The organism is Streptomyces sp. NPDC048171 (genome assembly GCF_043202655.1).
Lineage (GTDB): Bacteria > Actinomycetota > Actinomycetes > Streptomycetales > Streptomycetaceae > Streptomyces.
On the sequence record NZ_JBIDAU010000003.1, the window covers coordinates 438,631 to 453,572 of the forward strand.

A 14,942-nucleotide genomic window follows, 5' to 3' on the forward strand; every position below is an offset into this window, starting at 1 on the left:
CACCCGACGCAGGCGGGGCCGGAGGGACGTGTCGTCCCTCCGGCCCCGCCGTGCTACCTGGGCCCCGCCGGCCTCCGCGTGGGACCGGTGTCCCTGGGGCTCAGGCGGTCTGTGGGTCCGCCGGTCAGTAGGCGGAGTCGACGTTGTCCATGGAGCCGTACTTGTCGGCCGCGTAGTTGCAGGCGGCGACGATGTTGGCGACCGGGTCGGTGATGGAGTCCTTGGTGCCCTTGACGTGGTACGCGTCGAAGGTGGGCTGGATCGTCTGGAGCAGGCCCTTCGAGGGGATGCCGTTCTGGGCGTTGACGTCCCAGTTGTTCTGCGCCATCGGGTTGCCGGACGACTCGCGCATGATGTTGCGGTGCAGGCCCTCGTAGGAGCCCGGGATGTTCTTGGCGTCCATGACGTCCAGGGCGGTGCGGATCCAGCCGTCCAGGTCGTCGCCGTGCTTCTTCTCGCCGGCCTTGACGATGTCCTTGATCTTGTCGGTCTGGGCCTTCGTCTGCGCGGAGGAGGCCTTGGCCGGCTCGGCGGCGTGCGCCGGGCTGGGGGCGAGGGTGAGGGTGACGGCGGCGGCGCCCGCGGCGGCGAGGGAGGCCACGGCGGACTTGCGGATGTGGGGACGGCGCAGGATGGCGTGCATGGGTGTACCTCTCCATTCGGGAACGTGATGGGGAGGCCGACGGGGGGTCGGCGACGCGGTGTCCGCGTGGGACGCGGCTTCGCGTCATCAGGGCCGGTGTCTGGATCACGGACGGGCTCTTCCCGTCCGGTCCCGGCGCTCGGCTCCCCGGTACGCCGAACACATTGCGGAACGCCTGGGCGCCGCGACAAGTGTGTGACCTACTACGCCGCTTCGCAGACCGGCCGCGTGACCGCACGGACGGCTGTCGACCACGCGGGCGAGCGGCCGTCCAACGTCTACTAACCCCGGCGCAGTGTGACCTGGGCCCTGTGCGCGCCCTCACAGAGGCGGTCACCCGGCGGTCGTCTCCCGTCACCCTGCGGAGGCAGAAGCCTCACTCAACGGGACGGCACAGTCACCTTTCGGGGTCGCCGGGCAGGTCGGCGTCCCGGTACCGCACGCACTCCGCCCAGACCGTCTTGCCCGGGCCTCCCGGACGGCGGTGCCAGCCCCAGCGGGTGGCGAGACCCGCGACCAGCAGCAGCCCTCGACCGCCGGCGTCCTGCGGGGCGGAGGCGGGCAGGGCGCCCGGTTCGGGCGGTGTGCGCTCGGAGCGGGTGTCGGTGACCTCGATCCTGACCGAGCGGGCGGGGTCGCCGGCGTGCAGGAGCAGATGGAAGTCCCGGCCGGGGACGTGACCGTGCCGTACCGCGTTGGCGGTCAGCTCACCGACGATCAGCACGATCTCCTCGTGCGGGTCGGTGCCGTAAGGGATTCCCCAGGCGTCCAACCGGTGTGCGGCCAGTCGGCGGGCCAGGCGGGCGCCCCGTGGGGTGGAGGTGAAACACATCTCGAAGGTGCGGTTCAAGTCGATGTTGGGGCAGGTGGGTTGGGAGGTGCTGATGGGGCTGGGGAGTTGGCTCGTCATGCCGACCACGGTGTCGCCGGTCGCGTAGCGTGACCAGTGGTGACGCACCGACGCGGTCCGTTGTACGCGTCGGGGCGGTCCGGGTACGAGACGCGCGGCGTGACGAGGCCGCCGGGGCGGCGTTGGGCCAGGGAGGCGGTGGCGATGACCGAGGTGGCACGCGAGGGGGCCGACGCCGTGGTGACGGACGACGCGGGACGGGCGACGGCGGACACGTCCGGCCAGGCCGTGGTCGTCGCGTTCGGGCAGACGCTGAAGACACTGCGGGTACGGGCGGGTCTGGAGCGGGAGGAGCTCGGGCGGCGGATCGGCTATTCGGCGTCCACGGTCGCGTCGTACGAGCAGGGGCGGCGGATCCCGTCGCCGAGGACCATCGAGCGGGCCGACGAGGTTCTGGACGCGGGCGGGTTGCTCACGGTGTGGAAGGAGCAGGTGGAGCGGGCTCAGTATCCGGTGTTCTTCCAGGGGATGGCGACGCTGGAGAAGGAGGCCCTTGAGCTGCTTGCGTACGACACCCACGTTCTCAACGGTCTGCTGCAGACGGAGGAGTACACGAGGGCCGTACTCGACATGCGGCGCCCGGTGCTGGACCGGGAGACCGTCGAGCAACGGGTGGCGGCCCGGTTGGCCCGGCAGGACATCTTCAACCGATGGCCCGCGCCTCTAGTGAGCTTCGTACTCGAAGAAGCTGCGCTGCGACACCCTTGGGGAGGCAAGGCCGTGCATCGAGGTCAGCTGGAGCATCTGCTCCTGGTCGGCGAGAAGCAGAATGTCGAGCTCCAAGTCATGCCGACAGACCGCGAGTGCAACGCGGGGGTGGACGGCGCGTTCACGGTGATCACACGCAAGGACGGAATGAGGTTCGTCTATACCGAAGTTCAAGGAACCAGCGCCCTTCAAACGGAGCCGGAGCAGACGACTCTCGCCGCGGCCCGCTATGGGATCATCCGATCGCAGGCTCTCCCATCCCGAGAGTCGTTCGACTTCGTGGAAAGGTTGCTGAGATCGCTATGAAGAGCTCTGATTCCTCAGACGTAGCCTCCGGCCTCGCGTGGTTCAAGAGCAGCTACAGCGGAGCCGAGGGTGGCCAGTGCGTCGAGGTCGCGGCCGGCACCGGAGTCGTACACATCCGGGACTCCAAGGCCATGGCCGGACCCGTCATCCGTGTGTCACGCGAGGCGTGGGCGGGGTTCCTCGGAGAGGCCTGAACCTTTCGGCTTCATCCGCACGGACGTCGCCACGGCCACCCCCGCGCAGGCGCGCAGGCGGTCGTCGGGCGCGTCCCGGTCGGGTACGACGCGCAGCATCGCGTAGGGCCCGTCGGCCGGGTCGAGTGCGGGCAGGTGCCGGAGCACGATCCCGGTGCGTACGCCGATCAGACCGGCCAGGACCGCCTCGGCCAGGGTGTGGTGGACGTGCACGAGGTAGTCGGCGAGGGAGACCCGGGTGGTGACGACGTCGAGCCGTGCGGTGGGGGTGTCCGGGGCGACGGCGGTCCGGGGCGGGATGTCTATCCGGGCGGGCAGCGGGGGCAGGGCGGCCGCGGGGAAGAGGCGCAGCAGGCGCCGCAGGGGCGGGGTTTCGCCGTTGCTCTCCGGCAGGGTCCACGCCATGGCGCCGTCCGCGCTGACGTGGTGGAAGGCGAAGCGCGTGCGGAGGTTGTCGGGGTTGCCGGAGAGGAAGACCGTGCGGGTGTACGCGCGCAGCCACGGCTCGCTCAGGGTGTCCGGCAGGTCCAGGGCGTAGCCCACCGCGGACCGCGCGAACGTCGTGGGCTCGAAGCGCCGCAGCACCACCGTCACCGCCGTCCGGCCCGGTTCGGACGGCGGGCCCGCGCTCGCGGCCCGGGCGCGGCGTTCGGCGTGCTCCTGGAGGTACTGCTGGGTGAACACGGGCGGTGCCCCCTTCTGCGGAGCGGTCAGAGGTAAACGGCGGAGGCCACGGCGCGCAGCGGCACCCGCCGGTGCCTGCGCAGCAGCGCGGTGGTGAGCCGGTAGGGATCCACGTAGGGCCGCCCGCCGGTCTGCCGGCGTACGAACTCCAGGGTGTCCGGGGTGTCCGGGGCGGACGGCGGGTCCTCGCGGGCGAGCAGTGCGGCGGCGCGCTGGACGGTCTGGCGCAGGAGGTCCTCGCGGTAGGACTGCCCGTTCTCGCCCTTGCCGAGCCCGGCGACGAAGTACAGCCGCATGCCGAGCCGGACGGCCTCGGGTGACGCCTGATCCCGCAGCGCGCCGGCCAGCCCGGCGACGGTGTGCGCGTGGGCGACGCCGTGGCGGCTGGAGCGCACCACGCCGTCGAGCGGGACCCGGTCGAGACAGACGCGGTGCGCGCGGGCGCCGCCGAGCGCGCCGAGGAGCTTCTGCAGCAGGACGTAGTCCTCCGTCAGCTCGCGGTCGTGGAGCAGGACGATCTCGTCGTACTCCTCCGCCGCCGGGAGCAGGTCGCGCAGCGCGCAGCCCAGGTAGTTGGGGCGGCCGGTGGCGGACGTGGCGGGGCGCAGGGGCAGTCCCTGGGCGGTGGCGTCCAGGTAGACGGGGCCGCCGTCGTCGCGCGTGTCCAGGCAGAGTCCGTGCTTGGCGAGCCGTTCGACCGTCTCCTCGAAGTCGAGCCCGGGCCGCCGTGTCGCGGTGAGGCCGGGGTCGTGCATGCCGAGCCGGGCGAAGTGGCCGCGCCACAGCTCCAGCAGCCGTCGGCTCACCGGGTGGGTCCAGCCGGTCTGTTCGACGGCGCGGACGTACGGCAGCAGGGCCGCGTCGCCGGGAGGGTCGCCGCGGGTCTGGAACTCCGTGTAGAGGAGGCCCACTTCGTCCTCGGTGACCGTGCTCGGGTCGAGGTCGCCGTGGACGCGGTCGAGGTACTCCCAGAAGCCGGCGGTCTGCCGGGTGCCGTTGAAGGTCGTGTTGCTGTAGAGGTAGTCGACGTCGCGGTCGGCCAGCATCCGCGTGGCGCGGTACATCACGTCCACCCACAGCAGCCCCTTGAGGTGGCTGAGGCCGAGTGCCTTGGTGGGGGTGACGGTGACGGGCGCGATCAGCACGCGCGGGCGGGGCGCGGTCACAGGCGCCGGCCCTGGACGAGGAAGACGCGGCCGGCTCCGGGGACGTGCCGCGGCGGGACCGGGTCGGGCCAGCGGCCGAAGTCGGCGCCGGGCTCGCCGGGTTGGTGGACCGTCGCCTCGATGCCGTACTCGGCGAACAGCGCCTCCGGCTCGTCGTGCCCGGACAGCCACGGGCAGCCCCAGGTCTCGAACACCGCGAGCAGCGGCGCGACGGCGGGTGCGGTGAGGGCCGCGGCGCTGACCAGGTCCGCGGCGACCGTGCTGCCGGGCGCGGCAGTGTCCCGCACCCGGCCCAGCACCTGTCCGACCTGTTCCTCGGTGAGGTAGTAGAGGATTCCCTCGAGCAGCCAGACCGAGGGCCGGTCCGGGTCGTAGCCGGCCTCGGTGAGCGCGGTGGTCCAGTCCGGGCCGAGCAGGTCGGCGCCGACCGGGTGCCGGGTCGCCCGCGGGGGCGCCGGCTCGGCGCGCAGCACGGACTCCTTGGCGGCGAGGACGGCCGGGCGGTCGAGTTCGAAGACGTCGACGGGGCACGGCCAGGGCAGCCGGTGGGCCCGGGTGTCCATGCCGGCCGCGGCGATCACGACCTGGGGACGGTCGGCCTCCGCGACGCGGGCGAGCAGGAGGTCGTCGAAGTACCGGGTCCTGATGGCGTTGTAGGCGAACGTGCTCGGTACGGGCGGCGCGGAGCCGGTGCGGTTCGGCCGGGTGGCGTCGCCGATCCGGCCGAACAGGTCGGTGCCGAGGACGCCGGCCAGCCGGGCGGCGTAGGGGTCCCGGAACAACCGGTCCGGGCGCCTGCTCTCCTGGGCCCGCAGAGCCGCCGTCAGGAGGGAGGTCCTGGCGACCGCGTCGAGTGTTTCCACGGATGCTCCTTGAGGATCTCGAAGATCGGGAAGATGCGGGGTGGGGGCCGCTCAGGCGTCGAGCAGCCGGCGCCACGCCGCGTCGTCGTTCTGGAAGACCCGGTCCTTCACCTGGGCCGGCCGCGTGCCCCGGGCGACCCTGTCCTGCCACTCGGAGGCGAAACCGCCGGGCGCGACGGGGTGCAGTTCGGGAGCGCCGAGGCGGGCGCTCACGCGAGCCGCGCGGTAGCCGTCGGACCGCCCGCCGAGCGCGGTGTCCAGGGCCCGGGTGAACGCCTCGGTCTCCTCGGGCGACCAGCGGCCGAACGGCTCCACGGCGAAGGCGTACCGCCGCGGACCGTCCGCACCGGGCTCCGGCGTGCCCGGCCGGGCGGGGGACCCGGTGACCCGGCAGGTGGCGTTGCGGATCTCCAGGCCGGTGGCCCGGGTCGCGGCGTGCAGGGCGCTCACCACGTGTCCCTCGCGCAGCCGTTCACCGGCGGCGTCGGACAGCGTGCGGCGGCCGGCGTACTCGAGCCGGGGCACGCCGTCCGTCCGGTCCACGACGCGCACCACGTCGCCGAGGGCGTACCGGTAGAGGCCGCCGACGTGGCTGAGGACGACGTGGTACTCGCCGCCCGGCGTCAGTTCGTCGCAGAGCAGCGTGTCGCTGTCGGGCAGCAGGTCGTCGTCGGCGTCGACGAACTCCAGCAGTCCGCCGGTGACCGCGGGCGACCCGGCCGTGGGATGCCGGTCCAGGGCCACGGCGACGAAGCCCTCCGACGCCGCCGCGGGGGCGGGCAGCGCGCTCACCCGGGGCCCGAACGCCTCGCGCAGCCGGGGAAGGTAGAGCGAGGACAGTCCGGTGGTCCAGCAGAACAGCAGCTCCATGCGCGGCCAGACGTGGGCGGGCAGCGGGGCGCCGGCGCGTTCGGCGAGCCGGTCCAGGAGCCTGGCGCGTTCGGGGTCGGGCTCGGGCCCCGGGCGGCCGTCGACCGTGCCGTCGTGCACGTCCTTGACGAGGCGCGGCCACCAGTGGACCAGTTGGTGGGGCAGCGCGGCCACCACGGCGGGGTTGATCCCGATGACGCAGCGCACGTCGTGCGCCATGGCGGCGCGCAGCCGTACGTAGGAGCGCTGGAGGTGGTCGGCCGGGTCCACGAACGACGGCAGGGTGCTCCAGGGGGCGCGGCTGCCCGGCTCCGCCGACAGCCGTTCGCCGAAGGCGCGGCCGAAGTCGACCTGGCTGGCGCCGAGATGCGGGTGACCGGAGCGGGTCGCGGCGGGGGCGGGCGCGGGGTCGTGCTTGAGGTTGAGCGTGGCGTCCGGCCTGCGGACGGCTTCCGGGTGGTGCTCGACGATGTTCGCCCAGGCCGCGTAGTAGGGCGGGAAGAAGCAGGTCCGCATGAACTCCCGGGTGACCGGTATCCGCTTGCTGTCGCCGGTGCTGCCGCTGCTCTTGAAGAAGACCACGGGGGGATCGGCGCTCAGCACGTTGGGCCGGCCGGCGGCGGCGGCCTCCATCCAGGGGCCGAGGGCCTCGTAGTCGGCGATGGGGACGGCCGCGCGGAAGTCGTCGACACCCCGGCAGCGGGCGAATCCGTGGCGCCGCCCGAACTCGGTGTCGGCGTTCGCGTCCAGCATGTGCCGCAGGGCGCCGTCCTGTGCCGCCCGCACGTCCCCGAGCGCCTTCCGCAACGCGTCCCGCTCGGCCAGCACCCTCTGCCGGTAGGCGGGGAACAGTTCCTCACCCATGTCGGACACCGGCCCGGCGTCCCGGCGCGTGCACGACGGCGTCCACGGCGTCGACGGTACGGTCGATGCCGGAGCCCAGTGGGAGGGTGGTCACCCTCATGCCCGCCACCTCTGTCCGCAGCAGGTCGCGCAGGTCGTCCTGGAACCGGGTGAACCCTTCCTCGGTGGGGGTGTCGCCGTAGTGCTCCATGGGGTTCAGCGCCGCTCCCCGCCCGCTGCGTTCCCAGGCGACGGCGGGCGGAACGTCGAGGTAGACGACCCGGTCGGGCTGCGGAAACGACCGCCACCAGGAGAACAGCGACGGATTGGCGTATCCGAGCAGCGTGCACTTGGCGAGGATCTTCAGGTAGTACGAGTCCACGATCACCGGCCGTCCGGGCGGTGCGCCGGTCACGCGGTCGCGCATGTGCACCACGGCCAGCTGCATCAGGGTGAGGAGGACGTCCGGCGAGTAGCGTCCGGCCGGCGCCCCGAGCGCCTCGGGCAGCAGTTCCCGGCGGGCCCGGCCGATCAACGGGTAGTCCGTGTCGAGCGGCCCCTGGTCGCAGGTGACCACCGTCCAGGAGCCGCTGTCGGCGAAGCGCCGCAGCACCGACGACTTGCCCGCGTAGTCGGGGCCGAGCAGCACGGTGAACTTCGGGCCCCCGGTCCGGGGTGGCGCGTACGGCGGGGCGCCGTACGGCATGGGTGGGATGGGCATCTTCACTTCCTGGTAGCTGCTCCGCGGCCGGGTCCGGGCACGGGCCGGCCCCGCGCACGGGGTTGGGCGCGTACGCCCTCGGGCGTGTACGGCCCCGGGCGTGTACGGCCTCGGCGCGCGTGGGCACGGCCGCTCGGGCGGCCGCCTGTGCGGCGCCGCGGTGCGGTCGGTTCTTGAGGGTCGGGTCGGTTCTCTCGGCGCGGCGGGCCCGGGTCCACCGCCGTCTTCTCGGCGCTACGGGCCCAAGTTCACCGCGCCGTCTTCTCGGCGCCGGGGGCCCAGATCCACCGCGCCGTCTTCTCGGCGCTGCGAGCCCAAATCCACCACGCCGTCTTCTCGGCGCTGCGGGTCCGGCCCACCGCGCGGGTCTCTCGACGCTACGGGCCCAGGCACGTCCCCTGATCCGCGGCGGCCGGGCCCGGGTCCGCCGCCCGATCCGCGGCGGCGGGCCCGCGCCCTAACCGCGCAGGTCGGCGGCCGAGGTGCCCGTGGGCTCGTAGTACTCGGTGAACAGCCGGCCCACCAGCTCGCCGCGGCTGGAGACGCCGAGCTTCTCGAAGATCGCCTTGATGTGGTCGCGCACGGTGTGGGGCGACAGGTGGAGCTCCTCGGAGATCCCGCTGGTGGACAGGCCGCGCGCCACCTGCCGGGTGACCTCGAGCTCCCGTTCCGACAGCTCGTAGGCCTGCACGACGAGCGGGGTGACGTCGGAGACCGGGGCGCGCTCGATGATCACCGCGGAGACGCCCAGCCGCCCGTCGGACCCGCGCAGGCAGGACGCGTGGCACACCAGCCAGCGGCCCGTGCGGGTGCGCATCCTGATCCGCGCGGTGTCCCCGCCGCCCTCCTCGGCGATCGCCCTGGCCCGCATCGCGGTGCCGTGCACCCACAGGGGTACGCGCAGACCGAGGGCGGTGAGCGAGGCGGGACCCTGCGGCATCTCCTCCAGGTAGCGCCGTGCCTCGTCGTTGACGGAGACGAGGGCGCCCTCGGCGTCGAACAGCAGCAGCCCGGTGCCGGTCAGCGCGCCGCCCGAGGGATCGGGGCGCTTCTTGGCGTGCGCCCTGATCAGGCGGGCGATCGGCGTGGCCAGCTCCTCTATGAACCTGCGCTCCCCGGTGGAGAACTCCGCCCGCCCCTTCTCCCGGAACAGGCTGACGTACCCGTGGGGCCGGCCGTCCACCCGCAGCACGGCACGCAGCTCGTCGTGCACCCCGCGCGGCGCCAGAAAGCCCCGGTACAGCGAACTGCGCTCGGGCTCTCCCCCGGTGCTCTCCCACAGACTGGCCACCGGCACCGGCGCCCGCGCGAGGTCCCGGAACAGGTTGATCTTCTCCGTGAACAGCTCGTACTGCCAGTAGACGGCGCAGCTGTGGTCCTCGATGTTCTCCGCGAGGATGGGCGACGTGATCATGCCGGTCTCGGGGTCGGTGGCCCGCCAGACCGCCGCGTCGTACGGGACCGCCCTGCGCAGTTGTGTCGCGAGCGTGCTGAACAGCGTGTGCGGGCTGTCCGCGCGTCCGGCACGCAGGAGGAGTTCGTCGCGACCGAGCGCAGTGGGCATCTCCGGCACTCCGTTCCGGGGTGGTCCGCGGATGATGAGGTAAGCCTTGCCTGTCCCAATCTGCCACCACAGTACGCCACTTGGCGACGGCAGGCCGGTGACGGTGGCCGGAACCGACCGTCACCACACCTCGTCCGGCAGCCACTGGGCGTACCGCCGCGCACCGGCCAGGACGCGCCCGTCCTCGCGGACGTCCACGTCCGGCAGGTCGGCGGCCTCCGGCATCCTCGGCATCTCCGGCCCGACGTAGAGCGGGTCGATCCGGAGGTGCTCGATTCCCAGTGGCCGGAGCAGCGCCAGGAGCGCGGGCCGGGACAACCGGGTCCACCGCTGGGTGGGTCCCAGCGCGGCGTGGAGCCGGTCCTCGCCGGTGAAGGCGAGGCCGACCCGCTCCCGGCCGGCACCCGGCCGGGCCGTCCTCAGGACGGCCGCCACGCCCTCGGGGCCGCCGCCCCGGACCGGGACGTACAGGAGCGTGTCCACCACGTCACGTCTCGAGGCAGAACTCGTCGAGCGGGTAGCCGACGTGCCGGTCCTCCGTGGGCAGGAAGCCGAGCACCTTGTCGCCGGGCTTCAGCTCGGTGCTGTTGAGGACCTTTCCGCCCGGGCCGAGCACCCGCACGTGCCAGTCGTCCTGGAGGATCAGGTTGACCTCGCGGCCGTCGGCGGAGACCGCGTTCACCGAGATGAGCGGCCTGGTCTCGATCTTGACCCGGCCGACGGTGACGAGCCGGGTACGGCCCTCGACGTCGGACGCCACGATCTTGCTGCCGGCCTTCAGCTCGCTGAGGTAGTTGGTGCGGCCGTCCTTGGACAGCGTGTACGAGTGGATGGCGCCGGCGTTCACCCGGAACGGGCGGGTCGGCATGTACGGCAGCGGGTGCGTCTCGCTGACGCAGAGGATCATGCCCTTGGAGTGCGACCCGACCAGGATGCCCTCGTCCTTGCGGAAGTAGGTGCAGGTGTCGACGCAGGCCCGCTCGCCCATGCCGACGTGCTCGGTGCTGACGACCTCCAGCTCGGTCAGGGTCAGGTCGGGGGTCTCGGCGTTGACCACGGCCTTCAGGGCGATGGCGTCGCCGACCTTGCGGGGCGCCATCATGACGCCGTCGGAGCCGTGTTCGAGCACTCCGAAGATGATCTCGGCCTCCTCGACGTCGGCCGCCACCGTGATGAGGCTGCCCCGGGAGGCGGCGGACGCCGCGATGACGATCTCCAGCGGGATCTTGGTCGGGTCGCGGAACAGCAGCAGGCTCCACTGCTCGGTGCGCGCCGACTCGCAGGCGTCCTCCAGCGTCTTCGCGTCGATGATCTCCACGAACCGGCCGAATTCCAGCTCCGGGTGGAGGATCTTCAGCTCGGCGGGGGTGATCTTGTGGAAGTCCGGGTCCACGATGACCACGGTGGCCTCGCCGAAGTTCTCCGGGAGGGGCTTGCCGCGGGGGAACAGCACCTTGGTGACGGTCGGGGGCAGACCCTCCAGGGATGCCGGGTCCGCCGCGACGATGCCGTCGACCCGCTGGTGCAGCGCCTCCTGGACGATGGCGTCCCGCGCCTCGTCGACGTTGCGGATGTCCAGCCAACTGAGCTTCATGTGCAGGGCTCCTAGAAGTCACTCACTGTGGATGAGGTCGGCCAGCTTCGCGGCCATGACGCCGGGATCGGGCGCCTCGAAAACGTTGCGGCCCATCGCCACGCCCGCGACGCCGGCGCTGAGCGCCTCGCTGACGTGGGCGAGGACCTGGCTCTCGTCGTCGTTGCGCGGACCGCCGACGGTGATGACCGGGACCGGCGAACGGGCGACGATCTCCTTCATCTCCGTCACCGAGCCGACGTACGGGGCCTTCACCAGGTCGGCGCCGAGATCGGCGGCCAGGGTCACCGCGTGCGCCACCAGGGCGGGGTCGCGGGGGTCGCTGATCCTGGGGCCGCGGGGATACATCATGGCCAGCAGCGGTACGTTCCAGCGGTCGCAGGCCTCGGCGACCACCGCCAGGTCGGATATCTGCCGCTGCTCGCCGTCCGAGCCCAGGTTGACGTGCACGCTCACCGCGTCCGCGCCCAGCCGCAGGCTCTCCTCGACGCCGGCCACCAGGTACTTGGCGTCCGGGTCGGGAGCGTGCACGGTGCTGGCGCTCAGGTGGACCATGAGCGAGGTGCCGGCGAACCAGGCGGGATCGACGTGCCGGAGGCTGCCCTTGTGCAGGACGATCACGTCCACCCGGTTGGTGGCCAGGCGGCCCACGAGCGCGTCGAGCCCTTCGCCGCCGGTGATCGGTCCCAGACTCACCGAGTGGTCCAGCGGCACGACCAACAGCCGTTCGGAATCGTTGCGGTACAGGCGCCGCAGGCGGAGTCGCCTGCCGAACGCGCCATTGGAGATCATGGGGGTTCCTCATTTCTCCGTGCCGGTCTTGGATCAACCCTGAAGAGGGCGCGTATCTTCGGTGTCTCATCCGTATATCGCGTGCGGCGCCTTTCCGATATCGGCGAGAAACATCGGCGGTCAAGACTCGTGGGCAACCGGCGAGAAAGGTGTCCACAAAGTGACCACCATGAAGATTGACGGGCACGGCCTGACCATCTCCCAGACCGTGGCCGCCGCATCCCGCGAAGGTTCGGAATTCGCGGTCTCCGAGGACGCGTTGCGGGCGATGAACGCCTCGCGGAACCTGAAGCTGGAAATCCTCGCGACCGGCAAGCCCATTTACGGGGTGACGACGGGTTTCGGTGACAGCGTCAACCGGCAGATATCACCGGAGAAGACCGCGCGGCTCCAGAACGAGCTGATCCGCTACCACCTGAACGGAACCGGCCCGCTCGCCTCCGACGAGGTCGTGCGCGCCACCGTGCTGATCCGCGCCAACTGCCTGGCCCGGGGCAACTCCGGTGTCAGCCTCCCCGTGGTGCAGCTGCTGCTGGACTTCCTCAAGCACGACATCCTGCCGGCCGTCCCCGAGCGCGGCTCGGTCGGCGCCAGCGGTGATCTCGTTCCGCTCTGCTACCTCGCCTACGCCCTGACGGGCCAGGGCAAGGTGCGCCACCGCGGCGAGACCCGGCAGACCGCCGAGGTGCTGGCCGAACTGGGCCTGGAGCCGGTGACGCTGGAGGCCAAGGACGGGCTCGCGCTGATCAACGGCACCTCCTTCAGCGCGGCGTTCGCCGTCCTGAACACCGAGGCGGCGGCCGAACTCGCCGAGGTGGCCGACATCTGCACCGCGCTGGCGAGCGAGGGGATGCTCGGCAACCGGGGCCACTACGCGCCGTTCATCCACAACGAGAAGCCGCACAGCGGGCAGGGCGCCAGCGCCGCGTCCATCCACCAGATGCTGGAGGGCTCTTCGCTGGCGATGACGTACGACCAGGTCGTCGATCTGAACGTCCCGCTGGACGGCCGCCACTACCAGCGGCTCACGCGCAGCATCCAGGACCGTTACTCGCTGCGCTGCGCCCCGCACGTCAACGGCGTGCTGCGGGACATGCTCGACTGGGTCCGCACCTGGATGACGGTCGAGATCAACTCCTCCAGCGACAACCCGCTGTTCGACCCCTCCACGGGTGCGGTGTACAGCGGCGGCAACTTCTACGGCGGGCACGTCGTCACCGCGATGGACTCGCTGAAGACGGCCGTCGCCGGCGTCGCCGACCTGCTCGACCGGCAGCTCGCGCTGCTGGTCGACGAGAAGTTCAACAACGGCCTCACCCCGAACCTGATCGCCCGGGTGGACGACGACGACACCGAGGCCGGGCTGCAGCACGGCTTCAAGGGCATGCAGATCGCGTGCTCGTCGCTCACCGCCGAGGCGCTCAAGCACGCCGGTCCGGCCTCCACGTTCTCCCGCTCCACCGAGGCCCACAACCAGGACAAGGTCAGCATGGCCCCGATCGCGGCACGCGACGCGCGCAACGTGATCGAGCTGACCCGGGAGGTCGCCGCCATCCACCTCCTCGCCGCCTGCCAGGCCGTCGAGTTGCGCGGCGTCGACGAGATGAGCCCCCGCACCAAGGCCGTGCACGCACGCATCCGCAAGGAGGTCCCCTTCGCCGCCAAGGACCGGCAGATGGACAGTGACATCGCCGCGGTCGTGGAGATGATCGCCTCCGGCGCCATCACCGAGGCCGCCCGGGCGGGAGGGAATCTGTGACCGTCGCCCTCGACGCCGAAGCGGCCGCCTCCGGCCGGGCGCCCGGCCCGCTGCCGGCCATCGGCGACTGGAAGACCTTCGACGAACTCCGGGCGCTCCAGCGGGAGCGGATCGGGCCGACGCTGCGGCACGCCCTCCACTCGCCGTTCTACGCCAAGCGCCTGGAGGCCGGACAGGAACTGTCCACGGTGGGCCTCACCGGGAAGTCGGACCTGCGCGACAGCTACCCCTTCGGCATGCTGGGCGTGCCCAGGGAGCGGCTGGCCTCCTACCACGAGTCCAGCGGCAGCACCGGCAACCCGACCCCCGCCTACTTCACCGAGGCGGAGTGGACCGACCTGGCCGACCGGTTCGTCCGCAAGACGGTCCCGCTCGGTCCCGAGGACACCATGCTGGTGCGCATCCCCTACGGACTGGTGCTCGCCGGGCACATGGCCCACTGGGCCGCGATGCGCGGCGGCGCGACCGTCGTCCCCGGCGACTGCCGCTCGCTCGCGGTGCCCTACTCGCGGGTCGTGCGCGTGCTGCGCGACCTCGAGGTGACGCTGACCTGGTCGACGCCGAGCGAGTGCCTGCTGTGGGTCGCGGCGGCCCGGGCCGCCGGCTACCCCGCCGGGTCGTTCACGTCGCTGCGGGCGCTGTACGTGGCGGGCGAGCCCATGAGCAACGCGCGCCGCCGCCGGATCGAGGAGATCTGGGGCGTCCCGGTGATCGAGGAGTACGGCTGCACGGAGGTCGGCCCGCTGGGCAGCGACTGCCCGTACGGCCGGATGCACTTCTGGGCCGACCGGGTACTGCCGGAGATCTACGACCCGGAGACCGGGGAGATCGCCGCCGAGGGCGCCGGGCAGCTGGTGATCACCCCGCTGTACCGCGAGGCGATGCCGCTGGTGCGCTACAACCTGGAAGACCTGGTGGAACTGCGGTACGAGGACTGCCCCTGCGGGTGGCAGCTCCCCACCGTGCGGGTCATGGGCCGGCTCGGCCACGGCTACACGGTCGCCGGGCGGCGGATCGGCCAGATCCAGGTGGAGGAGATGGTCTACCGGCTGCCCGCCTCGCACGGCGTGCTGTTCTGGCGGGCCAGGGCCGAAGCGGACCGCCTGGTCGTCGAGTTCGAGGCACCCGGCCCGGACGGCGCGGCGGCGGCCGTGTCGCTCGCCGCGTCCGTCGAGGCGGAACTCGGGGTGCCCTGTGTGGCCGGCGCGGTGCCCGAGGGCACGCTGGTGCCGACCGCGTTGCTGGCGGAGCAACTGGACGCCATGAAGCCGCGCAAGCTGTTCGGGCCCGACGAGGACTGGGGGCAGGCCGTTGTCCGGGGTTGA

Annotated in this window: 15 protein-coding genes; 4 read left to right on the forward strand and 11 right to left on the reverse strand. The window is 72.2% G+C overall.

The features are described from left to right. Positions 1 to 124: 124 nt before the first annotated feature. Positions 125 to 643, reverse strand: a complete 519-nt coding sequence (locus ACGF3J_RS10640; protein WP_161329609.1) for a transglycosylase SLT domain-containing protein — start codon at positions 641 to 643, stop codon at positions 125 to 127. Positions 644 to 1,040: 397 nt separating this feature from the next. Beyond that, positions 1,041 to 1,553 (reverse strand): ATP-binding protein, encoded by a 513-nt coding sequence (locus ACGF3J_RS10645; protein WP_393853924.1) that lies wholly within the window; start codon positions 1,551 to 1,553, stop codon positions 1,041 to 1,043. Positions 1,554 to 1,697: 144 nt separating this feature from the next. Between ACGF3J_RS10645 and ACGF3J_RS10650 the strand changes: the two genes are divergently transcribed. Both ACGF3J_RS10650 and ACGF3J_RS10655 read left to right on the forward strand, forming a co-directional pair. Then, positions 1,698 to 2,567 carry a helix-turn-helix domain-containing protein gene (locus tag ACGF3J_RS10650; RefSeq protein WP_393853925.1) on the forward strand — a complete coding sequence of 290 codons (870 nt, stop codon included), beginning with the start codon at positions 1,698 to 1,700 and terminating at the stop codon, positions 2,565 to 2,567. Next, entirely contained in the window at positions 2,564 to 2,761 is a 198-nt protein-coding gene (locus ACGF3J_RS10655; protein ID WP_161329606.1) for a DUF397 domain-containing protein, read from the forward strand. The genes ACGF3J_RS10650 and ACGF3J_RS10655 overlap by 4 nt, the downstream gene beginning before the upstream one ends. Here the strand turns inward: ACGF3J_RS10655 and ACGF3J_RS10660 are convergent. From ACGF3J_RS10660 to bagB, 9 genes are all read right to left on the reverse strand, one after another. Next, entirely contained in the window at positions 2,723 to 3,445 is a 723-nt protein-coding gene (locus tag ACGF3J_RS10660) for a DUF6182 family protein (protein WP_393853926.1), read from the reverse strand. The two genes, ACGF3J_RS10655 and ACGF3J_RS10660, sit on opposite strands and share 39 nt — an antisense overlap. Before the next feature lie 26 nt (positions 3,446 to 3,471). Then, positions 3,472 to 4,611, reverse strand: coding sequence for a hypothetical protein (locus ACGF3J_RS10665; RefSeq protein ID WP_161329604.1), 1,140 nt, complete (start codon positions 4,609 to 4,611; stop codon positions 3,472 to 3,474). Further along, positions 4,608 to 5,474, reverse strand: coding sequence for a class I SAM-dependent methyltransferase (locus ACGF3J_RS10670; RefSeq protein ID WP_393853927.1), 867 nt, complete (start codon positions 5,472 to 5,474; stop codon positions 4,608 to 4,610). Before ACGF3J_RS10670 ends, ACGF3J_RS10665 begins: the two co-directional genes overlap by 4 nt. Positions 5,475 to 5,525: 51 nt before the next feature. Beyond that, on the reverse strand, positions 5,526 to 7,208 hold the full coding sequence (locus ACGF3J_RS10675) for a GH3 auxin-responsive promoter family protein (RefSeq protein ID WP_393853928.1): 1,683 nt from the start codon (positions 7,206 to 7,208) through the stop codon (positions 5,526 to 5,528). After that, positions 7,201 to 7,908 carry a hypothetical protein gene (locus ACGF3J_RS10680; protein WP_161331109.1) on the reverse strand — a complete coding sequence of 236 codons (708 nt, stop codon included), beginning with the start codon at positions 7,906 to 7,908 and terminating at the stop codon, positions 7,201 to 7,203. The genes ACGF3J_RS10675 and ACGF3J_RS10680 overlap by 8 nt, the downstream gene beginning before the upstream one ends. Positions 7,909 to 8,365: 457 nt before the next feature. Further along, positions 8,366 to 9,472, reverse strand: coding sequence for a LuxR family transcriptional regulator BagY/FevT (bagY, locus tag ACGF3J_RS10685; protein ID WP_161331108.1), 1,107 nt, complete (start codon positions 9,470 to 9,472; stop codon positions 8,366 to 8,368). A 120-nt stretch (positions 9,473 to 9,592) separates the two neighbouring features. Then, positions 9,593 to 9,958, reverse strand: coding sequence for an SAV_915 family protein (locus ACGF3J_RS10690; RefSeq protein WP_393853929.1), 366 nt, complete (start codon positions 9,956 to 9,958; stop codon positions 9,593 to 9,595). 1 nt (position 9,959) lies between these two features. Beyond that, positions 9,960 to 11,066, reverse strand: coding sequence for a bagremycin/ferroverdin biosynthesis 3,4-AHBA synthase BagC/FevH (bagC, locus tag ACGF3J_RS10695; RefSeq protein WP_161329343.1), 1,107 nt, complete (start codon positions 11,064 to 11,066; stop codon positions 9,960 to 9,962). Positions 11,067 to 11,084: 18 nt separating this feature from the next. Continuing rightward, positions 11,085 to 11,858 (reverse strand): bagremycin/ferroverdin biosynthesis DhnA-type aldolase BagB/FevI, encoded by a 774-nt coding sequence (bagB, locus tag ACGF3J_RS10700; RefSeq protein ID WP_161329344.1) that lies wholly within the window; start codon positions 11,856 to 11,858, stop codon positions 11,085 to 11,087. Between the two features lie 169 nt (positions 11,859 to 12,027). Between bagB and bagA the strand changes: the two genes are divergently transcribed. Both bagA and bagE read left to right on the forward strand, forming a co-directional pair. Next, a complete protein-coding gene (bagA, locus tag ACGF3J_RS10705; protein WP_393853930.1) occupies positions 12,028 to 13,617 on the forward strand; it encodes a bagremycin/ferroverdin biosynthesis tyrosine ammonia-lyase BagA/FevW in 1,590 nt (529 codons plus the stop codon). Further along, positions 13,614 to 14,942: a bagremycin/ferroverdin synthetase BagE/FevW gene (gene bagE, locus ACGF3J_RS10710; protein ID WP_393853931.1), complete on the forward strand. Its 1,329-nt coding sequence runs from the start codon at positions 13,614 to 13,616 to the stop codon at positions 14,940 to 14,942. Before bagA ends, bagE begins: the two co-directional genes overlap by 4 nt.